This window comes from Arthrobacter sp. fls2-241-R2A-172 (assembly GCF_030208885.1).
Taxonomy (GTDB): Bacteria; Actinomycetota; Actinomycetes; order Actinomycetales; family Micrococcaceae; genus Arthrobacter.
The window spans coordinates 73,724-95,742 of record NZ_JARVTB010000012.1; the positions used below are offsets into that span (position 1 = coordinate 73,724).

22 protein-coding genes are annotated in these 22,019 nt (G+C 63.1%); 11 read left to right on the forward strand and 11 right to left on the reverse strand.

The genetic code is table 11. The features are described from left to right. Positions 1-59: 59 nt before the first annotated feature. The 3 genes from QRM57_RS16585 (at position 60) to QRM57_RS16595 (ending at position 2,734) form a co-directional block, all read left to right on the forward strand. A complete protein-coding gene (locus tag QRM57_RS16585) occupies positions 60-953 on the forward strand; it encodes a transketolase (RefSeq protein WP_235518219.1) in 894 nt (297 codons plus the stop codon). Then, complete coding sequence (locus QRM57_RS16590) at positions 950-1,969, forward strand: transketolase family protein (RefSeq protein WP_284987360.1); 1,020 nt, start codon at positions 950-952, stop codon at positions 1,967-1,969. The genes QRM57_RS16585 and QRM57_RS16590 overlap by 4 nt, the downstream gene beginning before the upstream one ends. Before the next feature lie 111 nt (positions 1,970-2,080). After that, on the forward strand, positions 2,081-2,734 hold the full coding sequence (locus QRM57_RS16595) for a GntR family transcriptional regulator (RefSeq protein WP_284987361.1): 654 nt from the start codon (positions 2,081-2,083) through the stop codon (positions 2,732-2,734). A gap of 69 nt (positions 2,735-2,803) precedes the next feature. Here QRM57_RS16595 and QRM57_RS16600 read toward each other — a convergent pair whose 3' ends face one another. After that, positions 2,804-3,778: an acyl-CoA thioesterase gene (locus QRM57_RS16600; protein WP_284987362.1), complete on the reverse strand. Its 975-nt coding sequence runs from the start codon at positions 3,776-3,778 to the stop codon at positions 2,804-2,806. Positions 3,779-3,935: 157 nt separating this feature from the next. Between QRM57_RS16600 and aztD the strand changes: the two genes are divergently transcribed. Continuing rightward, positions 3,936-5,240: a zinc metallochaperone AztD gene (aztD, locus tag QRM57_RS16605; RefSeq protein WP_284987364.1), complete on the forward strand. Its 1,305-nt coding sequence runs from the start codon at positions 3,936-3,938 to the stop codon at positions 5,238-5,240. A 142-nt stretch (positions 5,241-5,382) separates the two neighbouring features. On the opposite strand, the gene QRM57_RS16610 is transcribed toward aztD, so the two are convergent. Both QRM57_RS16610 and QRM57_RS16615 read right to left on the reverse strand, forming a co-directional pair. Beyond that, on the reverse strand, positions 5,383-5,817 hold the full coding sequence (locus QRM57_RS16610; protein ID WP_284987366.1) for a DoxX family protein: 435 nt from the start codon (positions 5,815-5,817) through the stop codon (positions 5,383-5,385). A gap of 69 nt (positions 5,818-5,886) precedes the next feature. Next, positions 5,887-6,474: an antibiotic biosynthesis monooxygenase gene (locus tag QRM57_RS16615; RefSeq protein ID WP_284987367.1), complete on the reverse strand. Its 588-nt coding sequence runs from the start codon at positions 6,472-6,474 to the stop codon at positions 5,887-5,889. Between the two features lie 42 nt (positions 6,475-6,516). Here QRM57_RS16615 and QRM57_RS16620 point away from each other — a divergent pair, with 42 nt between their 5' ends. The 4 genes from QRM57_RS16620 (at position 6,517) to QRM57_RS16635 (ending at position 9,498) form a co-directional block, all read left to right on the forward strand. Continuing rightward, positions 6,517-7,857 (forward strand): MATE family efflux transporter, encoded by a 1,341-nt coding sequence (locus QRM57_RS16620; protein WP_284987368.1) that lies wholly within the window; start codon positions 6,517-6,519, stop codon positions 7,855-7,857. A gap of 9 nt (positions 7,858-7,866) precedes the next feature. Next, positions 7,867-8,451, forward strand: a complete 585-nt coding sequence (locus QRM57_RS16625; protein ID WP_257369881.1) for a DUF308 domain-containing protein — start codon at positions 7,867-7,869, stop codon at positions 8,449-8,451. 69 nt (positions 8,452-8,520) lie between these two features. After that, entirely contained in the window at positions 8,521-8,868 is a 348-nt protein-coding gene (locus QRM57_RS16630) for a hypothetical protein (RefSeq protein WP_257369880.1), read from the forward strand. Between the two features lie 180 nt (positions 8,869-9,048). Then, complete coding sequence (locus QRM57_RS16635) at positions 9,049-9,498, forward strand: hypothetical protein (protein WP_284987369.1); 450 nt, start codon at positions 9,049-9,051, stop codon at positions 9,496-9,498. Here the strand turns inward: QRM57_RS16635 and QRM57_RS16640 are convergent. The 4 genes from QRM57_RS16640 to QRM57_RS16655 all read right to left on the reverse strand — a co-directional run bounded on the left by QRM57_RS16640 (position 9,495) and on the right by QRM57_RS16655 (position 15,585). After that, a complete protein-coding gene (locus QRM57_RS16640; protein ID WP_284987370.1) occupies positions 9,495-10,451 on the reverse strand; it encodes a class C sortase in 957 nt (318 codons plus the stop codon). The two genes, QRM57_RS16635 and QRM57_RS16640, sit on opposite strands and share 4 nt — an antisense overlap. Positions 10,452-10,560: 109 nt before the next feature. Continuing rightward, on the reverse strand, positions 10,561-12,045 hold the full coding sequence (locus QRM57_RS16645) for a SpaH/EbpB family LPXTG-anchored major pilin (RefSeq protein ID WP_284987371.1): 1,485 nt from the start codon (positions 12,043-12,045) through the stop codon (positions 10,561-10,563). 89 nt (positions 12,046-12,134) lie between these two features. Then, entirely contained in the window at positions 12,135-14,765 is a 2,631-nt protein-coding gene (locus tag QRM57_RS16650) for a DUF7927 domain-containing protein (protein ID WP_284987372.1), read from the reverse strand. Positions 14,766-15,036: 271 nt separating this feature from the next. Continuing rightward, the gene (locus QRM57_RS16655) at positions 15,037-15,585 is read right to left on the reverse strand and encodes a CGNR zinc finger domain-containing protein (protein ID WP_257369875.1); all 549 of its coding nucleotides are present in this window, start codon (positions 15,583-15,585) and stop codon (positions 15,037-15,039) included. 71 nt (positions 15,586-15,656) lie between these two features. On the opposite strand from QRM57_RS16655, the gene QRM57_RS16660 reads away from it, so the two are divergent. Beyond that, positions 15,657-16,691: an EamA family transporter gene (locus QRM57_RS16660; RefSeq protein ID WP_284987373.1), complete on the forward strand. Its 1,035-nt coding sequence runs from the start codon at positions 15,657-15,659 to the stop codon at positions 16,689-16,691. A gap of 68 nt (positions 16,692-16,759) precedes the next feature. Here the strand turns inward: QRM57_RS16660 and QRM57_RS16665 are convergent, their stop codons facing one another. After that, positions 16,760-17,023, reverse strand: a complete 264-nt coding sequence (locus QRM57_RS16665; protein WP_018779397.1) for a WXG100 family type VII secretion target — start codon at positions 17,021-17,023, stop codon at positions 16,760-16,762. A gap of 157 nt (positions 17,024-17,180) precedes the next feature. Here QRM57_RS16665 and QRM57_RS16670 point away from each other — a divergent pair, with 157 nt between their 5' ends. After that, positions 17,181-17,453, forward strand: coding sequence for a DUF2277 domain-containing protein (locus tag QRM57_RS16670; RefSeq protein ID WP_257369872.1), 273 nt, complete (start codon positions 17,181-17,183; stop codon positions 17,451-17,453). 26 nt (positions 17,454-17,479) lie between these two features. Here the strand turns inward: QRM57_RS16670 and QRM57_RS16675 are convergent, their stop codons facing one another. Genes QRM57_RS16675 through QRM57_RS16685 form a run of 3 tightly spaced genes read right to left on the reverse strand, consistent with a single transcriptional unit; the run spans position 17,480 to position 20,417 of the window. After that, positions 17,480-19,759, reverse strand: a complete 2,280-nt coding sequence (locus QRM57_RS16675; RefSeq protein ID WP_284987374.1) for a heavy metal translocating P-type ATPase — start codon at positions 19,757-19,759, stop codon at positions 17,480-17,482. Between the two features lie 9 nt (positions 19,760-19,768). Further along, the gene (locus QRM57_RS16680; protein WP_026541102.1) at positions 19,769-20,002 is read right to left on the reverse strand and encodes a heavy-metal-associated domain-containing protein; all 234 of its coding nucleotides are present in this window, start codon (positions 20,000-20,002) and stop codon (positions 19,769-19,771) included. Between the two features lie 49 nt (positions 20,003-20,051). After that, complete coding sequence (locus QRM57_RS16685; RefSeq protein WP_257369870.1) at positions 20,052-20,417, reverse strand: metal-sensitive transcriptional regulator; 366 nt, start codon at positions 20,415-20,417, stop codon at positions 20,052-20,054. Between the two features lie 280 nt (positions 20,418-20,697). Here QRM57_RS16685 and QRM57_RS16690 point away from each other — a divergent pair, with 280 nt between their 5' ends. Then, positions 20,698-21,990, forward strand: a complete 1,293-nt coding sequence (locus tag QRM57_RS16690; RefSeq protein ID WP_284987375.1) for an extracellular solute-binding protein — start codon at positions 20,698-20,700, stop codon at positions 21,988-21,990. Positions 21,991-22,019: the final 29 nt, after the last annotated feature.

Consider the following 22,019-nt stretch of genomic DNA (forward strand, 5'->3'; position numbering starts at 1 on the left):
AGCCCTCGACGTCGGGCGTCACCCCAGCGGTACACGCCCGGCTCCGAAAGGAATTCCACGTGACACTCTCATCAGTCGAAGCGGCCACCGCGTCCGCTCCCGCCCGCGAACGCGTTGACCGCCTCCGTGCCGCCGCCTACCGAATCCGGCACCACGCCCTGAACATGGGCGAGGTCCAAGGTCAGGGGTACGTTGGCCAGGCGCTCGGAGCGGCAGACATGCTCGCCGCCGTCTACGCCGACCAGCTCAACTACCGCGCCGAGGACCCGCATTGGGCTGACCGCGACCGGTTCCTGCTCTCCACCGGGCACTACGCGATCGGGCATTACGCGGCGCTGGCCGAAGCCGGTATCGTTCCGGTGGCCGAACTCGAAACGTACGGTTCCGACGATTCCCGTCTGCCCATGTCCGGCATGTCCACCTACACGCCCGGCATGGAAATCTCCGGCGGTTCGCTGGGACACGGTCTCACAATCGCCGTCGGCATGGCGTTGGGGCTGCGTCTTCAGGGCTCCGCATCCCGTGTCATCAACTTCCTTTCCGATGGTGAACTTGACGAGGGCTCCACGTGGGAAGCCGCTATGGGGGCGCACCACCACCAGCTTGGAAACCTGACCGCCATGGTGGACATCAACGCCCTGCAGGCCGATGGTGCAACCAACACGGTGCTGCGCACCGAACCGGTCACCGAGAAATGGGAATCGTTCGGCTGGTACACCCAGCGCGTGGACGGGAACGACGTCGGTGCGTTGCTGGCGGCGTTCGACAACATCGCCTCGGTTTCCGGTGCGGTCGGGCGCCCTTCCGTGATCCTCTGCGACACCAAGGTGGGGCGGGGCGTCCCGCTCCTGGAAACCCGCGAAAAGGCGCATTTCATGCGCATCGAAGAAAACGAATGGCAGATCTGCCGCGACCAGTTGACCGCAGGATACGAAGGGACGGCTTCAGCATGAGCACAGTTACGACGGCGGCGGGCGCGGTTTCAGTGGGGAAGCCGAAGCTCAAGACCTCGGCCATGATCGCGTCCTTTGCCGACCCGGGGCAGAAGACCACGTCCGCTCCGTTCGGGCACGCGCTCGTTGCCGCAGCGGAAGCTAATCCGAAGATCGTGGGTTTGACCGCGGACCTCGGCAAATATACCGATATGCACATCTTCGCCAAGGCGTTCCCGGAGCGCTTCTTCCAGATGGGGATGGCCGAGCAGCTGCTGTTCGGAGCCGCGGCGGGCATGGCGGAAACCGGACTGATCCCGTTCGCCTCCACCTACTCGGTTTTCGCCGCCCGACGCGCCTACGACTTCCTTTGCCTGGACGTCGCCGAACCGAACCTGAACGTCAACATCATCGGCGGTTTGCCCGGGCTCACCACGGGCTATGGCCCCAGCCACCAGGCCACCGAGGACATGGCGATCTTCCGCGGCATGCCCAACCTGACCATCGTGGACCCCTGCGATTCCGTGGACATCGAGCAGGCAGTTCCCCAACTCGCTGCATCTGAAGGGCCGACGTACCTGCGCCTGCTCCGAGGGAACGTGCCCACAGTGCTGGACGAGTACGACTACACGTTCGAGCTCGGCAAAGCCAAGGTCCTGCGCGGCGGCAACGACGTCGTATTCGTCTCTTCCGGCCTGATGACCATGCGTGCCTTGCAGGCGGCGGATTCGTTGGCGAAGCACAACGTGGACGTGGCCGTGGTGCACACTCCCACCATCAAACCCTTCGACGCCGCCACCGTGCTGGCAGAACTGAACACGGACCGTCTTGCCGTCACGCTGGAGAACCACACGGTTGTTGGCGGTCTGTTTGAAACCGTTGCATCCGCCGTCGTCACTGCCGGTCTCGGGAAGCGTGTGGTGCCCATCGGCCTTCCGGACCAGTTCCTCGACGCCGGCGCGCTGCCTACGCTGCACGAGCGGTACGGCCTGTCCGTGGACCGGATTGTGGCCAAGGTGCTGGCGGAACTCGGCTGAGTTTCTTTGGGAATGCGGGACGGCCATGACTGCCCGTCCCGCACTCCTGCCCGTAGTATCGACAGTTAACACCGGACTGTCAGCAGTCGCCCATAGAACCGAGGACACACGATGGCCACCGCATCCCTGCTGGGACTTGAGAAGAAGAGCCTGCGCGAACAGGCGCTCGCAGCACTGCGGACCGCCATCACGAGTGGTGAACTCGAACCCGGGCGGCACCTCGTGGAAACCGAGCTGTCGGAGATGCTCCAGATCAGCCGCGGCACGCTCCGGGAAGCCCTGCGCCAGCTGGAACAGGAAGGCCTGATTTCGGCCGGGGCGCGCGGCCGGATGTCCGTCCGGCACCTGGACGTCAAGGAAATCCGGGACATCTTCGCCGTCCGCGGCGTCCTGGAATCCCTCGCTGCCCGGACCTTGAGCGACATGCCGGACAAGGAAGCCGCGCTGGCAGAGTTGCGTGCCGCCGTCGACACTATGGAAAAGGCCGCCAAATCGTCCTTGGAGGAGCGGATCGAAGCCGACCTCGAATTCCACCGCACCCTCTGCCGCTTGTCCGGAAACGAAACCCTGCTGCACTCGTGGGAATCCTTGGAAGGCTCCATCCGGATGTCCATCATGTTCGCCGGCCTGGAACGCGCAACCCGGAACATGAGTGTCGGGCGGCATCACGACATTGTTGCGGCCATCGAAACCGGGAATGCGGCCAAAGCACGCGAGACGATCATCGCGCACATGGATGGTGCCGCGGAGAATTTGGTGGGTTGAGCTTCAATTACGTTCCTGACCCGCTGTTCCTTCGCTGGGCAACGACGTAGGAGCGGGGCAGCGACTGGCTTAGGCGCCGGCGGCCTTCAAGAGGTGATCGGGAAGACGGTTTCCCGGTGCGCGACCACGGATTTCCAGCAGTTCACGGGCGTGCGCGTGCAACTTCTTGTCCTCTTCCGTCACCGGTTCCCAAGTGGGGATGGGCACGGCCGTCCCGGTTTCATCGCGTGCCACCATCACGGTGAGGCAGTACGTCGTCAGGTTCATCTCGCGGGTCTTTGGATCACCGGACCGGACGTGCACCGCGATATGCATTCCCTTTGCGCCCGTGTAGACCAAGCGTGCTTCGACTTCGACGACGTGGCCGATCAACAGTGGGCGGTAAAAGCGCACACCGCCGGAGAAAACTGCCACAGTATCCTTGCCGCAGTAGCGTGAAGCGCAAACGTACGCTGCCTCGTCAATCCACTTCATCACGATGCCGCCGTGGACCTTGCCGCCCCAGTTCACATCCGTGGGGGATGCCATGAACCGCAACACGACGCGCTCGGCTGTCCCGGCATCGGTATATTCCTGCGCGTTCATCGCGTTAACGATCTGCTCACGGACCTCGATGCGCGCCAGCGCGTGATCGCGCTGCTCAATTTCCGCAGGCGTGGACGGCTCAAACTGCGGGACCGGGATCGGCTTGCCGTCAGGACCAACAGCCACGAAGATCACCATGCACTGGCTGTGCATCGTCTCGGGCCCGCCTTTGGGATCCCGGGAGCTGACCACGGTGTGGATGTGCATGGAGGACCGGCCGGTGTAAACAATCGTGGAGGTTACTTCCACCATGTCTCCGCTGTTCACGGGATCGGTGAAATGGATGTTGCCCACGTAGGCCGTGACGCAATAGGACTTGGCCCAGCCCACCGCGGCCGCATAGGCGGCCTTGTCCACCCACTCAAGGACCGTCCCGGCGTCGACAGACCCGCTGTGCCCGACGTCGGTGGGGGCCGCAAGGAAGCGGAGGGTCACAGAATTGCCGGCAGCGTCGCTCATGCTGGAAGTTTACTGTCGGCAGGTTTCTGTTACGTGACTAAGTCGGCGCCTGGTGTCTCCGCCAGCAGACGCGTCATTGCCCGCGCTGGATGGCACTGGCAGCACGCATACAACCCCACAAGTTGCGGTCTAAATGAGAATCAATATCATTTAAGCCATGTCTCATCACGCAACCCTCATGACCCCTGTCCTCACCTCCCCACGGCGCCGTACGCACGTGCGGCCATTAGCCGCCGTCGGACTTTCCGCTCTTTTGCTCACCGCTTGCGCCGCCCCCGGCGGCAGTGCAGGCGAGGCATCCCCTTCAGCCGCTTCGGATGCCGCCCCGAAAGAGGCCGGCGCGCCGACGCCGCGTCTCGTCTATACCCACGACGCCGGCATTGAGGTTCTCGATGCCGCCTCCCTTGAGCGGGTGGGAAGTGCGGAAATGACAGGCTTCAACCGCCTCAACCCGGCCGGCGGCGGCAGGCACGTGTTCGTCTCTACCGGCGACGCCTTCCGCCTGTTCGACGCCGGCGCCTGGACCGAACCCCATGGCGACCACAGCCATCATTACGTGGCGGATCCCAAGCTGACGGACTTGGCCTTCGCGGCAGACAAGGCGGGACACGTGGTGGTGCATGCGAACAGGACCGTGTTGTTCAATGACGGCTCGGGCAAGGTGGAAAGCTTCGAGACTTCCGCGCTGGGCGCTGCGGCGGAACGCGGGAAATTGCCCGCCACGGATAGCTACGTCACGCCGGAGCCGCACCACGGCGTGGCGGTCGAACTGGAGGGCGGCAAGCTGTTGGTGACCCTTGGTACCGAGGAAAGCCGCTCCGGAATCGCCGTGCTCTCCGCCGGCGCCGGGCAGGAACGGAGGGAAATCGTGCGTAACGAGGACTGCCCAGGCGTTCATGGCGAGGCCGTCGCCGCAGGTGAAGCAGTTGTGGTGGGGTGCGAAAACGGCATGCTGATCTACAAAGACGGCGTCATCACCAAGGTGCCCAGTCCTGATGCCTACGGGAGGTTGGGGAACCAGGCCGGGTCGGAAAAATCCCCGGTGATCCTGGGCGACTACAAGGTGGACAAGGCCGCAAAGCCCGAACGACCCACCCGGATCTCGCTGGTCAACACCGAAAGTGCCACCATGCAGCTCGTGGACATCGGCACCAGCTACTCGTTCCGCTCCTTGGGTCGCGGTCCTGCAGGCGAGGCGCTGGTGCTCGGCACTGATGGTGGGCTGCGGGTCATCGATCCGCTCTCCGGCGCCGTCACCGCCAACATCCCGGTCGTGGCCGCGTGGGAAGAGTCGGCAACGTGGCAGGACCCGCGACCCACGCTCTTCGTTCAAGGCTCGACGGCGTTCGTCACCGAACCTGCCTCGCAGTCACTTCACGCGGTGGACCTGAACGCCGGCAAGGTGACCAGGTCCGCGAAACTCGACCACGTCCCCAATGAGCTCACGGGGGTCGCGGGCTAGGACGCTCCCTCACGTCCCGCCCGTTAACCGCCGACGCTCCCTCACGTCCCGCCCGGGAGTGAGAGAGCGTCCCGGGGAAGGGGGTGGTTCGTGAGAGAGCGTCGGGGGGAAGGGGGTGTTTCGTGAAAGAGCGTCGGGGGGCTTACGCGAGGACGCGGAGCTTCGATCCCTGTCGGCCGAAGAGGGCGGCGTCGGCCGAGATCCGGCCCGCACCTGCCAGTGCGAGTGCCAAGGCGGCGCCGGCGAAGAGCAGCACCAGCTCGTACCCACCGTTGCCGACAAAGATGCCGGCCGGGGCGTGTACCAGGAACAGTGCGCCGAGCATGTCGACGGCCAGGAGGGCGGCGAAGACGCGTGTCAGGAAGCCGATGATCAGCGCGATGCCGCCTACGAGCTCGAGGGTCGCGACGATTGGGGCGACTGCGGAAGCACCCGGAACGCCCATTTGGGCGAAGGATGCCTGGGTGCCGGCGATGGTGAATTCGTTGAACTTCTGCCAACCGTGCGCGGCGAAGAGGAATCCTGCAATAACGCGCAGGATGGTCAGGGCTGTGGTGGTCAAGCTGGACTTGTTCATATCTTCAACACTTCCGAAGATAAGTTGAAGTGTCAACTAATCGTGGCCGAATGTGACAAACGCCGCGAACTAGGAATCCAGCCGTGCCCGGCGCTTCCGTGGCGGCTTCTGAAGCCACGGTTGAAGCAAACGAGTAGTTATTGGCAGGAAAATATACGTCATCAGCGGGGTCAGGATGACGATGTTGAGCAGTACCGCGAGCACCAACGGCCAATGTTGGGTGACCGGGTGCAGCAGGAAATTCGCCAGCAGGCTGAGCGGGAAGAACGGCAGGAAGATGCTGATGGCCTGCTTCCAGCGGGGTGGCGCAACGGTCTCGGGGACCACCACCGAAACATCGCCCGGCCGGGAAAACCAGCCCTCGATTCCCGTGTGCCGTTCCACCCGGGTTGTCTCCATCATGTCCCTGGCGCTGTCTATCCACCAGCGACGCTCCTCGGAATCCTCCCAAGCCTGCAGCGCGCCGGCATTCGCGAAGCGGTACAGCATGTGCCACTCATTCGAGCCCTCGCCGTTCCGCACCCACCCGGATCCGAGGTAGCCCGGCCATTCGCGTGCCAATTCCTGGCCGGCGTGCGCCCACGCATTCGCCTGCCGGGTATAGCCGGGAAGGATAGTGCGGGCCACGGAAACTGTGACGGGATGCTCGTTGGACACGGCCTCAAATGTACCCGCCACACGGCCCACTAGGCTGGTTTAGTGCCTGAGACCACAACCACCACACCCCGCTCCAACGCCCGCGAGATCCTGCGCCTGGCTGTTCCCGCCTTTGGCGCACTGATCGCCGAGCCCCTGTTCCTCCTGGCCGACTCCGCGATCGTGGGACATTTGGGGGTTGACCAGCTGGCTGGCGTCGGGCTCGCGTCCACTGTTTTGCACACTGCAGTGGGTCTCATGGTCTTCCTGGCCTACTCGACGACGCCGGCAGTCGCCCGGGCGATCGGCGACGGCAAGCTGGGGAAGGCTTTGGCAGCAGGGCGCGACGGAGTCTGGCTGGCGCTGCTGCTCGGTTTGGCGCTCGCGGTGGTCGGCTTTGTTGCCGCCGAGCGCCTGGTGGGTTTCATGGGTGCCACCGGGGATGTGCGCGTATTCGCCGTAGATTACCTGCGGTGGTCCATGCCCGGCTTGGCCGCCATGCTCCTGATCTTTGCCGGGACAGGCGTTCTCCGCGGACTCCAGGACACCCGCACGCCTTTGCTGGTAGCAACGGCGGGGTTTGCGCTGAACATCGCCCTCAACTGGTTCCTGGTCTATGGGTTGAACCTGTCCGTTGCGGGCTCGGCGATCGGCACCAGCATCGCCCAGTGGGCCATGGCCGCCGTCTATCTGGTGATGGTCGGCCGGAACGCGCGGCGACACGGCGTTCCCCTACGACCCGACTGGCATGGAATCAGGGCCATGACCAGGGTCGGCTCCTGGCTCATGTTGCGAACGCTCAGCTTGCGGCTCGCCATCCTCGCGACAGTTCTTGTCGTCACCGCCCAAGGGGCTGTCAACCTGGCCGCGCACCAGTTGGCCATGACGATCTTTTCCTTCCTTGCTTTTGCCCTCGATGCCCTGGCAATTGCCGCGCAGGCCCTGATTGGCAAGGAACTCGGCGCCGGGAACGCTGGCCGGGTCCGGGAGTTGACGCGCACCATGGTCCGCTGGGGGCTCGGATTCGGCGTGATCACGGGGGCCTTGCTCGCTGTGGCGGCCCCTTGGGCGGGTTATCTTTTCACCTCCGATGCCGGGGTGCGCTCCGCTTTGACTGCTGCGCTCTGGGTACTGGCGCTCGGGCAGCCGTTGGCCGGATATGTGTTCGTTCTCGACGGGGTCCTTATCGGTGCCGGTGACGCGCGCTATCTGGCGATTGCCGGCGTCGTAAACCTGGCCGTCTACTTGCCGCTCCTGTACGTCATCCACCAAGTAAGGCCCGACGGCGAGGCGGGGCTGCTGTGGCTGTGGGCGGCCTTTGCGCTGGGCTACATGCTGGCCCGTGGAGTGACGTTGGGATTGCGGGCGCGGACTGATCGCTGGATGGTGTTGGGTTCGCACTAAACTGGATGGGTGACTCTTCCAACAACTCCCGCCAAGACTCCTTCTGACGCTGCGGCGGGGCTCTGGAAACCCGTGCTGATCCGTGCCACGGTTGCGCTGGTCTTCGGGGCCGTCACGATCTTCTGGGCTTCGCCTTCTGTGCAGGTCCTTGCCTGGGCGGTGGGGTTGTACCTGCTGGGTACAGCAGCGGCCCTGTGGATGTCGCGGGCCCTGCCGATTGCCGTACCCGTGGTTGTCGCTGCTGGTGGTGCGGGTGCGTTGGCCACCCAGTCGGATGCGGGCGTCGCTTTGTCGGCAATGCTGGCGTTGCTGGTTATGGGCCTGCTTGAGCTGGTCCACGGTTTCCGTAAGCGGGATGTTGTGGCCCGCGACTGGCTCTTTTCCGGCATTATTTCCGTCGGCACCGCTGTGCTGCTGCCGTTCTTCACCGCCTTGGGTGCCCACGCGTTGCTTGGTGTGGCCGGGGGCGGCGCCATCCTTTCGGGAGTGCTGTGGATGCTCTCCGGTTTGACCCTGAGGCACGACGCCCGGACGGCTAACCCTGGGGCTGCGACGGCCTCTGCGTCGGGAGCTTCGCCGGAGGCCGTAAACTAGTAGCTGGACGTTCTACTCGTTGTAGAACTTTTGCAGACCGGCGGGACACCCACCGCCACCATTGGAGGAATGACCGTGGCAGACCAGACACCAGGAGAACCGCGCAAGATGCGGACCTCGGTCAAGGGACCCCTCATGTTCTCCGCGTTCTTTGCAGTGCTGGCCTTCGTTGCCGTACTCATCTTCGCTTCGGGGGGCAGCGCACGGGCGCCCCGGTTCGATCTCGCCTTCACCGGCGCCGGCATCGCGTTCATCGTGAGCCTGGTTGTCGCGGCCATGCTGTCCATGAGCCATAAAGAGAACGCCGACTATCTCGGCAAGGGTTCGGGCGTGAACCTCAGTTCCAAACGGGGCCACGGTGTGTCCGATGTCCCCAACTCGCCCGATGACACGGAAACGCCCGACGCCGGACGCTAAGTTTCAAGCGCTTCCCCACCGAGGTGGGGGAGCGTTTTTGTTGCGCGCACGATCTCCCTTGGCAGGCTGGATCTGCGCCCGCCCTGACATCCTGGTTCCGTAAGGCATTTTCTTGAAGGACCACCGGGAGTAGGGTGAGCCGCACGGCAACCGGCCGGATGACGTTTCTTGGGGGAACTGATGGCTTCATGGCGGGAAACCGCAGATCAGACAGCGCAGGATGATGTGGATTGCCTGCTCAGTGCTGCCCTTCCATTTGCCGTTCGCTGTCTCTCTGCCTACGGGGAGCTGTATCCGTTCGCGGCAGCGATAAAGGAAGACGGCGACCAGGTATACCTTGCCATGGAAGCAATGTTGGCCGATCAGCACCTACCGGCCACGTCCGTGATCGCGGAGTGCTACGACGCACTCGCCGCGCAGCGGGAGGACCTACGGGCCGCCGTCGTTGTTTCAGACGTCCGGCTTGCGGGGATGGGCGGTGACGCCATGCACTTTGCCTTGGAACACTCAGCCGGCTTTGCGCTGGGACTGGTTCAGCCATACCTCCTGGTTCCAGGCAGGGACGTAAGCCTTGGACGAATGTCCTTGGTGGCAGGGGACCGCGTCACTTGGCCGGAGAATGCGGCTTAGCCCAGCAGCGTGTCCGCGAGGTCATCCGTGGGGGTGTCCGGCGTTGAGGATTCCTCCGATTCTTCTGACGGAGCCTCTCGTGGCTTGGTAACCACCACCATCACGATGGAGCTGCCGAGCAGGCCAAGAGCCCACCAGGGGAACCCGGGGTCCAGCGCCTGGCTGGGAACCGTTTGCGCGGAGTCACCCGAAGGGGGGTCGATGCGCTGTCCGCGGACCAGTAGGCGGTGGCTGTTGATGCCCTTGGGAGTGCACGTGACCAAGGTGATCAAATCCTTGCCGGGGACCTTTCGGAGTGCGTCGGTGTCCTCCGGGAGCACTTTCAGGATTTGATCGACTTTGTAGTAGCTGGTTTCTCCGAGCACGGTCACAGAGAAGACGTCGCCTTCCACGACTTTGTCCAGATTGTCGAAAAGCGTGGCGTTGACGAAGCCGGAGTGGGCGGTGAGGACACTATGCGTGTCAGGCCCGCCCACCGGAAGCCCGGACCCGAAGAGGTGTCCGGCGCCCTTGGACAGGGTTTCGTCATCTGTGTCGTGGAAGATGGGCAGGTCTGCGTGGATGGAGGGAATGCTGATGCGTCCCATCATGCCTTCGGGGCCGACGTCGAGCAGTTTCTTATACGCCTCGGAGCCTGCGCCAACAACTGTCTGCTCGCCGTTTTCATTCAGTGAGTAGGGATCACGGAGTGGTCCTGAAGGCAGTTCCTTGTTGAACTGTCGTGCCTCATCCAGAAGGGCTTCCTGCGCGGACGGCGACAGGCTTTCAACGGTGTTCACGTAGCCGCTGATCTCCGTGGCGTGGACGCGGTCCGAGAACCAGGCGGCAGCAGTGGGATACAGAAGGATCCCGACGCCCAACATCGCGGCCGCCACGATGAGGATTCGCTGTGTGCTCCACGTGTCGCGGAGGGTCCGCCGCGCCCGCGGCTTGGAGGTTTGAGGCTTTGACATGAAGATCCTGGGGAGGGTTGTGCTCTGGGGAAGCAAAGTGGGGAAGAGCGCTTAACCGGCGTTCTTCCCCACTTTGGTGTTCAGGCTGGGGACCCACGGTCCTCAGTTACTAGCTGTTATTGGTGCTCCGGCGTGAACGAACCAGCAGGAGAGCCGCGCCGACGACAAGGAGTGCGCCAGCGGCATACAGGACACCGGTACCGACGCCACCGGTCAGCGGCAGCTGGAAGCCGCCGTTGGACGGGATGTTCTTGACCTGCAGGTCAACGCCGACGGCGGTGGAAGCCTGGTTGATCAGGAAGGAGATCGGCTCAGCGAGCAGTTCATATCCTGCCGGGGCGGTGGTTTCAACCAGGTAGTAGGTCCGGTAATCGGCGGAGCCCGGAGCTACAGCAGCGCCGTTGGCCCAGTCCGAGTAACGCAGGCCGGTCAGGGTCAGCGTGCCGTCAGCGGCCACGGTGAACGTGGTCTTGCCGCCGAGGTTGATGGGGTTGGTGCCTGCCTTGGCGTCAGCCTGGTTGGCGTACACCGAGAAGGAAGCGCCGGACAGGGCTGCCCCGTTCTGGTCGACCTTCTGGAGAGTCAGGGCACCCCACTTGGTGACAACCGGGGGAGTGACGATGGGGCCGCCGGGCTGGCCCGGGGTCCCGGTGAAGCTACCCGCATTGGGGTAGACCACAGCGACGTTTTCGATTTCACCGATGGTGTTGACGGTGGTGTTGACAACAACCTGAACGCTGGTGGTGTTGTGGGCTGCGAGGATCAGGCGGCCTGCGGGGGTGAACACAACCGAGACGGTGTTGGTGGCAGCGTCGAAAGCAACGGTGTAATCGGTCCCGTTGGTGATGACGGTTCCGTCAACCAGAGTGGCGGTAGCGCCGACGTAGGTCAGTTTGGAATCAAGCTTATCCGTGACCTTGTAACCATCGATGACGGCCTCGTTGGGGATGTCACCTGTGATGGTGAAGTTGACCTGGTCACCGAACTTGACCGCGGGGGCATCGGTGACGGTCTTCTGTGCACCGGTCACGGAGTTTTTCGGGTAGACGTTGACGTCGTAGATCCAGTTGTTCTTGTTGTTCGGGTCCGTCAACGGCACGGAAACCAAGAACGGAGCTGACGGCGTTACGCCGGCAGGGTAGTTGGTTTCAGTGACGAGGTAGAGGCCCAGCGGCAGGGTGCCGAATGCCGCGGTTCCCGCGGCGTCGGTGGTCTTGGCCTGAGCCGTGCCCAAGGTGTAGCCGGCGCTGGTGATGGAGCCCGTGGGGTTGGACGGGGTGAAGGAACTGCTCAGGTTGTTTGCTTTGTCCCAGCCAGCGTTGGTGGAGAGGTCGATGGTGTTGACCTGCTGGATGGTGAACTGGATTCCTGCCAACGGCTTGAGGCCGGTGGTGTCAACAGCAGTGCCATTGTTGGGGAGTCCGGTGGGCGTGGAAGGGCGCTCAAACTTGTGGACGGTGATTGAGCCGGTCTTGGTGTTGTCAACCAGTGGTGCCGCCGTTGCGGGAGCCACGGAGAAGGACATTGCCAACACCGCCCCGGCAATGGTGGCGGCGGCGGTCTTCCAAAGACGCCGGGAGCTGTGATTACTCACTTTTTCCTCTTTCTTGTGATGGTGCGATGCTCGGGAGCGAACATTCCGGGGTGGTGGCCACGCCTATCTGCGGCGGGCCGTGATTGAAGTCATGCTGAGTTGTGGATTCGGGTGCGGCGCAGGTTCCGGTAAGCCAGGGCGACGGCGACCAGAAGCAGGGACGCTCCGCCCGCAGTGAAGGGCCACCACCCAATCCCTCCTGATTCCGGCAGTTTCAGGGCCGGCACGTCCCGGACGGTTACCAGGTAGATGCCGTTGGCGTCGGTATCGCTCGCTGTAACGACACCGGATCCGCTGCCTTGGCCCAGCGTCACGGAACCGTTGGCAGCCACCGTGAACTGCACGGCCTCCGCCAGCAGGCTGAATCCCTTCGGGGCAGCTGTTTCTTCCAGCCAATAGACGCCTGGCTCGATGCCTTCGAGTTGGAACTGCCCGGTCTGGGCCGCGATGGGTGACACCGTGTAGCTGTTGATGACGGTGCCGGGAGCCCCGGCCGCGTCATTGAGGATGGCCCACGTGGAACCAGACATCGGCACCCACGTTCCAGCGGATGACTCGCCGACTTTCTCGATGAGGATCTTGGCTGGGGTGTGGTGCGTGGTGGAGCACTCAGGTGCCAAGGGGGTGCTGCCAGTGGCGCATCGGACCGGGGTGACGCTGCCTGACCCGGTGGCGAAGTTGACCAGCTGGGAGCTCCAGGCATCCTGCTTGACGGTCACCTTGTAGGTGAGAGTGGCGACCTGCCCGGCAGGAAGCGTGAACGGTTGTGTCGTCAGGGTGGTCGAAGGCGCTACCGGGTTTGCTACCGGCACCGGGGCGGCCGTACCGATGGTCAGGACAGCGGAGCCGGGAACAAAGGTCGCCTGGTCCAGGACATCGGCCAGGTTATCGGTGAGGACGACGTTGTTGATTTGCCCGCGGTTGCTGGTGGCGGTCACGGTGTACGTGATCGTGTCGCCGGGCTTCACGGACGGGTTGTCGGAGGTGGTTCCGTTGACGGTGGCCGTCTTAGCGATGGTCCACTGCGGATCTACCGGAGTGGTCACGGTCGCTGAACAGCCCACGCCGGGTGAAGGCGGGCAGGCGGTGTCGACTGTGGGAACGTTGGTGGTCGAACCCGGAACGGGAATGGGGCCGCCGCCCGGCATGTTCGGCACGGCTGTCGTCGCGGCCGGAACAATCGTGGCTGTATTGGAAATGGTTCCCGTTGTGCCGGGTGCCACGGTTCCCTTGACGGTGTATGTCAGGGTTCCGCCGATGTTGATCCGAACCGTGCCGGAGATGCTGCCGGTGCCGTTGGGCGCATTGCAGGCTGTGGGACCGGCCGGCGGCAGGTTCGAGGTTCCTGCTGCCGTCACGGCACAGGTCCACGCAGCGCCGGTTATGGAAGCGGGCAGGGGATCAGTAAACACGGCGTTGACGGCATCGCTGGGCCCATTGTTGTGGACAACAACGGTGTACGTGATGGGCTGGCCCGGGATGTATGCCGTCAGGTTGACGCTCTTGGTGATGGACAGGTCAACCACGGGAAGAACCGTAAGGGGCGCGGTTCCTGGGGAGTACAGCCCCGTGATGGTGGGGAAGTTGTTGGTGCAGTTGGGAACGGCGGAGCCGTTGTTGGCCACGCATCCGGAGTTGTTGTAAACGCCGGGGGTGTTGCTGGTGACCGTCACCGTAATGGTGCAGGAAGCGCTGCCCTGAGCCAGGTTTCCGGTCACATCGACGGTGCGGCCCGAGACGGTTCCGGCTGTGCGCACACAGGTGCCACCGAGCGAGCCAACAGCCGTCAGGCCGGTGGGGAGCGTATCAACGAAGTGCCAGCCGTTCTTGGCCATCAAGTCGCTGGTGTTGGTCACCGTGTAGGTCAAGGTGGTGTTTTGACCTTGGTACATGCTCGTCGGGTTGAACGCCTTGTCCAGTTGCGGCGTGACGTCAACCAATTGCGGGAGATCGAAGCCGACGTCGTTGCCGTTGCCGTTGGCGGTCAGGTTCCGCACCCGGATGCCCAGGGTGGGCGTGGTGCCGGTGACCGGTACCTGGATGGCCCCGGACTGGAGCTTCGAGATGCTGAAATCGGTTGCGTTGATGGTGATGGTCTGGCGGCTGGGGTCCGTGCAGGGGTCCAAGTTGGTGCCGACCACCGTGGCCACGCCGTTGACCAGGATGGAGAACTCCTGGCGGGCGTGGTTGGAGAAGCAATTTGTTTCGCCGAAGATGCCGGAGACCGCGTAGAAATGGCCGGCAATGGTGGGGATGCTGTTCTTGGTTGTTTGAAGCTGCAGGCCTGCGGTTTGGATGCCAGTGGTGCTGTTCGTGTACTCGCTGAGGATCTGGTTCTGGGCAGCCTGGGCGTCGGTCATGCCCTGGTACTTGCCCATGGCGAAGGCCATGTTGCCCAAAATAGTGAAGGCGCTGTTGCGCGCGCACTGGTCGTTCGTCAGGATGTTCAGGAGGCCGCCGTTGGTTGGCACGGGCGTACCTTGCCGCAGGATCCAGCCGTTACACGCCTGTGCCCCCGGAAGCCATGCCGCATCTGCCGTGTATTGCTCGTTACCCGCGGCAGTCCCGCCGGCATAGGAACCGAGGGGGATGGGGGCTGCGGCTGCGTTCTGGTTGGAAAAGTCTTCGCTGTAGATGAGGCTGCCCGGTTGGGTGACCCCGGGCGAGCCAGGGGCCGCCGACGCGGGCACGGACGGGTTGACCACTCCGTACGCTGTCATCCCTACAAGGACGAGAAGCAGGCAGGCAAGGAAGCCAAGCACCGCATGCGCAGTCTCACCACCCCACCTGCCCCGAACGCGAGCATGTGTGTGCTCCGATTGCTTCCGCATACGATTCCTTTTCCCTGGCACCCTCGCCGGGCGAGCTTTTGGGAGCCGCCCGAATTTTCTTTCTGAGGGGTAGGTAGGGCGGGGTGGGGAATCGTGATGCAGTAATAAATGTGACCTTGGTCACAGGTGAGAGAGGGGTCGGTTTGACCCCCGTCGGGACCTAATCGCTTCCGGCGGCCTTACGCGCCCGGTACGCCGCAACATGGGCGCGGTTGGCGCAATTGCCCGTATCGCAGTAGAGCTTGGAGCGGTTGCGGCTAAGGTCCAGCACGGCAGCGTCGCAGTCCTCTGCTGCGCACACCCGCATCCGCTCCATTTCCTTGCTGCGGATCACATCAATGATGGCCATGGCGGCCTCGGTCCCCATTCGGTCGGCCAGGGGAGCTTCCGGGGTGGTGGCGTGGAGGTGCCAATCCCAATGGTCATGCTTCACCAGTTGGGGGAGTGCTTTGGCGTCGGTGAGAAGCTTATTGACGGACTTGGCCGCCGTGTCTTCGTCGGAACTCCAGAGTGCAGCCAACTCGCTCCGGAGCCGTTTGATGCTGCTCAGTTCCGCGGGTGAGTTGGTGCGCGAGCCCGTGAATTCTTCGGCGTCCAGGAACGCGTCGAGGTCCTCCAATGTAGCCAGCGCTTCTTCACCGTTGGCCGCGGTATTGATCAGATTGACGACGCTACGCAGGGCAACCTCGGTGTCAGGCGCAAAAAGCACTTTGACTCCTTACAAGGCTCGGGAGTACTGTCATGACCATAAGCCCACTTTACTCCTGACAGGAGGCTGCTGTGTCAGCTCCAACGACGAAGGCTGATGCAAAGGGATTCCTGGCATCAGGACTCGGCATCGCGCTCTTTTCTTCCGCCGTTTTCGGTACATCCGGATCGTTCGCGAAATCCATGCTGGAGACTGGATGGTCACCCGGGGCCGCGGTTGCCGTGCGACTGACCGGCGCCGCCCTGATCCTGGTGATTCCCGCCGTCGTGGTTCTTCGCGGTCGTTGGCACCAACTCAAGGACAACTGGCTCACCATCCTGCTTTTCGGGCTTATCGGAGTCGCAGGCTGCCAGCTCTTCTATTTCAACGCCGTTGCCCGCCTGTCCGTGGGGGTTGCCCTGCTGCTTGAGTACCTTGCCCCGGTGATGATCGTGCTGTGGTTGTGGATCGCCAGCCGACGACGCCCGCGCGCCCTCACTGCTGCGGGCGCCTTGTTGTCGTTGGGTGGCCTGGTTCTGGTACTCGACCTGACGGGTTCTGTGAAGGTGGACTTCATTGGTGTCCTCTGGGGCATGGCCGCCGCTGTTTGCCTGGTGATCTATTTCTTTATTACCGCCAAGGAAAATGACACACTCCCGCCGCTGGTACTCGCTTCAGGCGGGCTCCTGGTCGGGGCCATTGTGATGTGGCTGGTGGGCCTTTCGGGAGTACTCCCCATGACCTTCAGTGCTGCGGACACCACCCTGGGACCGTGGACCACGCCTTGGTGGGTGTCCGCCGTGGGCCTCATCATCCTGGCCACGGTGCTCGCGTATGTTTCCGGCATCATGGCCGCCCGCAGCCTCGGGTCCAAGGTGGCGTCCTTCGTGTCCCTGACCGAAGTGCTGTTCGCCGTGATTTGGGCCTGGCTGCTTCTGGGGGAGCTCCCCGGGCCAGTCCAGTTGCTGGGGGGAGTCCTCATTGTGGGCGGGGTAGTGCTGGTCCGCGTGGACGAGTTGCGTGGTGACCGCAGGGCGACCCGCGCACAGTTGCCGTCCGTCCTGGACCATCCGAACGACGTCGAACCTGTTCCCTCCGGATCGGTCACCGAGTCGCCACGGAACTAACCGGAAGCACGTCGGCTTAAGAGCAAAAGGCCCGGACGCGTATGCGTCCGGGCCTTTCTCCAACTGTCTTAGTTGGAAGCCTGCTGCTGCTGCTCAGCGTTCTTCTGAGCGCGATCGCCGGCTTCGCGAAGTGCGTCGGCAACCTTCTTCAGGTTCGAAGCGTGCTGGCTGTCCCACTCACCGCGGAACTTGTCAGCGTCCGGGCCCTTCCAGTCGGTGCCGTCAAGGGCACCCTTGAGCTGGGAACGCTGCTGCTCGATGTGCTCAGCACCGGCCTTCAGCTTGTTACCGAGCTGACGAAGCTGATCAACATCTGCACCCCAAATAGCCATGAGATTCTCCTTCATTGTTCGGACCCGAGCTCTTCGGCATCCCCAGCGGCCTCCGGCTCATCCGGAAGATCCAATAGCTAAAACCTATCCCGGCAATCGCAAACCCGTCGATGGGCACCCCTCCCCATGCAGCACTGCCCATAGTTAGCATGGGGTTATGTGCCGCAACATCAGGACCCTCCATAACTTTGAACCGCATGCCACGACCGCTGAAGTGGAGGCCGCAGCGCTGCAGTATGTGCGCAAAATCAGCGGATCCACCAAGCCGTCCAAAGACAACGAGGAAGCCTTCGCCGAGGCCGTCCACGAGATCGCGCACATTACGCAACATCTCCTGGACTCCCTGGTGAGCCACGCCCCGGCGAAGAACCGTGACGAGGAAGCAGCCAAGGCCAGGGCCAGGGCAGCGATCCGCTTCGGCACCGCGTAGCCCTGGATCCTGCCGCCTGCCCTGAACTACTTCCCGAAGGAGCGGAGCCGCAGGGAGTTGGCCACGACCAGCACGGAGCTGGCGGCCATGGCCGCGCCCGCGATCATCGGGTTCAGGAAGCCCAGCGCTGCCACCGGGATGCCGATCGCGTTGTAGAAGAATGCCCAGAACAGGTTGGTCTTGATGGTGGACAGGGTCTTGCGCGAGAGCTCGATGGCCTGAACCAGTTGGCCAAGGTCGCTTCCCATCACCGTCAGGTCAGAGGCCTCAATGGCGACGTCAGTCCCTGAGCCCATGGCGATTCCCAGGTCAGACTGCGCCAGGGCTGCAGCGTCATTGACGCCGTCCCCGGCCATGGCCACTGTTGCTCCCGACTCCTGGAGCTTACGAACTGCCTCGACCTTGCCCTGGGGCAGCACTCCGGCGTAAACATCGTCGGGTGAAATTCCGACGGCGGCGGCCACCTGCGCCGCTACGGCAGCGTTATCGCCGGTCAACAGAATGGGGCGGATGCCCAACTCCTTCAATTTCAGGATGGCTGCGGCCGAGCCCGGCTTGATGGTGTCGCTCAAGCTCACAATTCCGGCAGGCTGTCCATCCACTGCGACCCAAATTGCGGTGGCGCCGCCGTTTTCCTCGGCCAGCAGGACTTCCCGCTGATTCGAGTCGAGGGAGATGCCGTTCTCCTCGAGCCAGCCCGAGCGCCCAACCACCACCGTCCGGGTGGTGCCGTCGAGACCCACGGTTCCCCGGACTCCGCCGCCGGGAGCGGAACTGAAGCCGTCAACGCGTGGAAGTGCGCCGGCGTCGGGCATTGCGTCCTTGGCTGCGGAGGCGATCGCGTGGGCGATCGGGTGCTCGGATGCTGACTCAACTGCGCCTGCCAACGTTAGGACCGTTTCAGGGGAGTAGCCGCTAAGGGCCACTGTGTGGTCCACGGAGAGCTTGCCACTGGTGACGGTGCCTGTCTTATCCAGCAGGATGGTGTCCACGTGCCGGGTGTCTTCGAGTACCTGTGGGCCTTTGATCAGGATGCCGAGCTGGGCTCCGCGGCCCGTTCCGGTCAGGAGGCCAACTGGAGTGGCCAAGCCCAAAGCGCAAGGGCAGGCGATGACCAGGACGGCAACAGCGGCGGTGAAAGCTGCATTGAGGTCGCCAGTGAAGAACAGCCACAGAAGGAATGTCACCAGGGCGATGATCAGGACGATCGGCACGAACACCGAGCTGATCCTGTCGGCGAGCCTGGCTATGGGAGCCTTGCCCGTCTGAGCCTGGCTGACCAGGCGTCCCATCTGGGCAAGTGTCGTATCTGAGCCGACGCGCGTGGCCCGGACCAACAAGCGCCCTGATGTGTTGATCGTGGCGCCGGTTACTGCGCTTCCGGGCCCCACCTCGACCGGCACGGATTCCCCGGTCACCAGTGAAGCGTCAACTGCCGATGCGCCATCTGTGACAACGCCATCGGTGGCAATTTTCTCGCCGGGACGGACGACGATGACGTCACCCACAAGAAGCTGGTCCGCGGGTATCTTTTGCTCCCGGCCGTTGACAAGGATGGTTGCGTCCTTGGCGCCAAGATTCAGGAGTGCTTTCAGGGCATCGCCGGCTTTTGCTTTGGCGTTGGCCTCAAGGTACCGGCCCAGGAGCAGGAATGAGGTGACCACTGCCGCGACTTCGAAGTAAAGTCCCCCGCCCGACATGCTTTCCATGCCGGGGTGTTCGGTCATCCGCGGGTCAGCGAACAGCTGCCAGGCCGAGTACAGGTATGCGGCGATGACACCGATGGAAACCAAGGTGTCCATGGTGGAAGCGAAGTGCCGGGCGTTGATGGCTGCGGCCCTATGGAAGGGCCAAGCCGCCCAACTCACCACCGGCAGTGCCAGGGCTCCGACTACCCAACCCCAGTTGGCAAACTGAAGGGCGGGGATCATTGAGATCGCGAAGACGGGAATGGTCAGCACCGTGGCAACGATCAGGCGCGGGCGGAGCGTTGAGGCGGAGGGACCATGCTCCATGTGGTTTTCGTGGGTGTCGTGATCCTCGGTGTGGGTATGCGGGACCGGAGCCTGCCTGATGGTGGCTTTGTAGCCCGTTGCGTTGACCGTATCCACGATTTGCTGATCCGTCACCCCTGCAGGGACCGTCACGTGCGCCGATTCGAGGGGCAGGTTAACGGTGGCCTCGACGCCTTCGAGCTTGCCCAGTTTTCGTTCCACCCGGTTGACGCACGAGGCGCAGGTCATGCCCTCGATGTCCAGTTCGATAACCCGGGGTGCGGGTTGGTTGAAAGTCTCCTGGTGACTCAAAAGGGACTCCTAAGCTTCGTTGGCTACCACCAGGTAGCCGGCTTCTGCCACGGCCTCGCCTATTTCAGACGGCGAGAGCTCCTTGGTTGATGTGATGGTCACGGTGGACAATCCGCCGGGGTTGAGGTCAACGGCCACGTTTTCGACGCCGTTGAGCGACTCGAGTTCTTCGCTCACGCTTGAGACGCAGTGGCCGCAGGTCATGCCGGATACGTTGACGTTGGTCTGGATGGTCTGGCTCATGGTGCTCTCCCTGGTGACGAGTTGGATGGGATGGTGTTTGGTGCCGGAGTTAGCGCAGCAGGCGCCCGATGGCATCGGTGGCTTCCTTCACCTTGGCGTCAATCTGTTCGGCCCTGGTTTCGGGGTTTGGCTCGGAGGCGGCACCGACGACGCAGTGGCCGATGTGCTCCTCTACAAGCCCGAGGCTGACCGCATGGAGGGCCTTTGTGGCAGCGGCTACCTGGGTGAGGATGTCAATGCAGTACTTGTCCTCCTCAACCATGCGTGCGATACCGCGGACCTGCCCCTCAATCCTTTTCAAGCGTTTCAGGTACGCGTCCTTGTTGCTGGTGTACCCGTGAGGTGCCACAGTTTCCAGATCCGCCTCGATGACGGGCTCATCCGGATGGCTCATTGTCAGATCTGGGGTGCTCATAAATCGAACCTATACCCACAGGGGGTATCGGGTCAAGTACCCCCAGGGGGTATAAGCGACGAAATTGGATTAAGGCTCTACGCGCTGGCCCCATGGGCAAAGGACTAGACCAACTACGTCGTTAGGTATAGACCAAAAAGCCCAAAATCTGGATTCTTGTTTTGCAATGCAAACCTTTCGGTAAATGTGCTTCCGCCCACACCCTGGCGTTCATAGTGTTTGGTCTCATAGCCGCGGAGGGGGAAGTCCCGCGGAACCCAACTTTCTCCATGGAGGACACTTGAAACTCGCACGCTCCGCCGCGGCAATCGCCATCGCAGCGCTCGCACTGACCGCCTGCGCTCCACCCACCTCGAACAACGCTGCATCAAGCTCGGACGAGCAGACCGGCACCGTCCGTGTCTGGCTGTTCTCCGAGGTCAACCAAGATCCCAAGTCCGCCGTAGTGAAGGAAGCCGTCACTGAGTTCGAAGCGGCACACAGTGGTGCCAAGATCGACGTCCAGTACATCCCTGTGGACAGCCGCGCCGAACGCTTCAAGGCTGCGTTCAATGATCCTTCCAGCGCGCCGGATGTCGCCGAGTTCGGCAACACGGACCTGGCCAGCTACGTCGCATCCGGCGGCTTGGCCGACGTCACAGGAGACATCAAGTCCTGGGACGAGGCCAAGGACCTTGACCAAAAGATCCTGGACACCACCGAAATCGACGGCAAGAACTACGGTGTCCCGTGGTTCGTTGGCGTTCGCGCCCTCTATTACCGCACGGACCTCCTGCAGCAGCTCGGCCTCCAGGTCCCCAAGACCTTGGATGAGGTAGAAACCGTTGCACGGGCAGTTCGGGCAGCAAACCCGGACCTGCTGGGAATCTCCGTAGGTGGAGCCGCGCAGTTCTCCGCCATGCCGTACCTGTGGGCCAATGGCGGCGAGATCGCTTCCAAGGAAGGCGACAAGTTCGTCTCAAAGTTGGACTCCGCTGCCTCCCGCGAAGGTGTTGCCGCTTATGCCCGCCTTCTCAAGGACGACATCTGCCCGGCCCAGACCTGCGCGGAGTTCGGCGGTAATGCCAGCGTCCAGCAGTTCATCGCCGGCAAGTCCGCAATGACCATCGGCGGCGACTTCAACTACAAGGCCGTTGCCGCCAGCGCCATCAAGGACAAGTTCGCCGTCGTTCCGGTTCCCGGCAAGACGGCTGGCTCCATCGCCCCGGCGTTCGCCGGTGGCAACAATCTGGGCGTCTTCAACAGCAGCGAACGGCGCACGCTCGCCGCCGACTTCGTGAAGCTGCTCGCCAGCAAGAAGTACCAGCAGAAGATGTTCGACTCCATGGGCAACCTCCCCACGTTCAGCGACGTCCAGAAATCAGTGGCGGAGAACAACAAGCAGGTTGAACCGTTCATCAACACCCTGGGCGCGGGCACCAAGTTTGTCCCGGTCACGGAGAACTGGTCCACGATCGATGCCCAGGGTGTCTTCACCGGCATGTACCAGAAGGTCGTGACGGGCAAGGCTGACGTCAACACCGCTACCACCGAGGCTGCATCAGCCATGAATACGGCATTCGGGTCAAAGTAATGCGCTGCACCCCATCACATCCCGGAGGC

Excerpts from the sequence above, each read along its gene's own strand:
- QRM57_RS16600 (WP_284987362.1), bottom strand. The coding sequence starts at position 3,778 with ATGAGCGACGCTGCCGGCAATTCTGTGACCCTCCGCTTCCTTGCGGCC.
- QRM57_RS16670 (WP_257369872.1), top strand. The coding sequence starts at position 17,181 with ATGTGCCGCAACATCAGGACCCTCCATAACTTTGAACCGCATGCCACG.
- QRM57_RS16590 (WP_284987360.1), top strand. The coding sequence starts at position 950 with ATGAGCACAGTTACGACGGCGGCGGGCGCGGTTTCAGTGGGGAAGCCG.
- QRM57_RS16650 (WP_284987372.1), bottom strand. The coding sequence starts at position 14,765 with ATGACAGCGTACGGAGTGGTCAACCCGTCCGTGCCCGCGTCGGCGGCC.
- QRM57_RS16685 (WP_257369870.1), bottom strand. The coding sequence starts at position 20,417 with ATGAGCACCCCAGATCTGACAATGAGCCATCCGGATGAGCCCGTCATC.
- QRM57_RS16630 (WP_257369880.1), top strand. The coding sequence starts at position 8,521 with ATGACCGTGGCAGACCAGACACCAGGAGAACCGCGCAAGATGCGGACC.
- QRM57_RS16595 (WP_284987361.1), top strand. The coding sequence starts at position 2,081 with ATGGCCACCGCATCCCTGCTGGGACTTGAGAAGAAGAGCCTGCGCGAA.
- QRM57_RS16635 (WP_284987369.1), top strand. The coding sequence starts at position 9,049 with ATGGCTTCATGGCGGGAAACCGCAGATCAGACAGCGCAGGATGATGTG.
- QRM57_RS16680 (WP_026541102.1), bottom strand. The coding sequence starts at position 20,002 with ATGAGCCAGACCATCCAGACCAACGTCAACGTATCCGGCATGACCTGC.
- QRM57_RS16610 (WP_284987366.1), bottom strand. The coding sequence starts at position 5,817 with ATGAACAAGTCCAGCTTGACCACCACAGCCCTGACCATCCTGCGCGTT.
- QRM57_RS16640 (WP_284987370.1), bottom strand. The coding sequence starts at position 10,451 with ATGTCAAAGCCTCAAACCTCCAAGCCGCGGGCGCGGCGGACCCTCCGC.
- aztD (WP_284987364.1), top strand. The coding sequence starts at position 3,936 with ATGTCTCATCACGCAACCCTCATGACCCCTGTCCTCACCTCCCCACGG.
- QRM57_RS16665 (WP_018779397.1), bottom strand. The coding sequence starts at position 17,023 with ATGGCTATTTGGGGTGCAGATGTTGATCAGCTTCGTCAGCTCGGTAAC.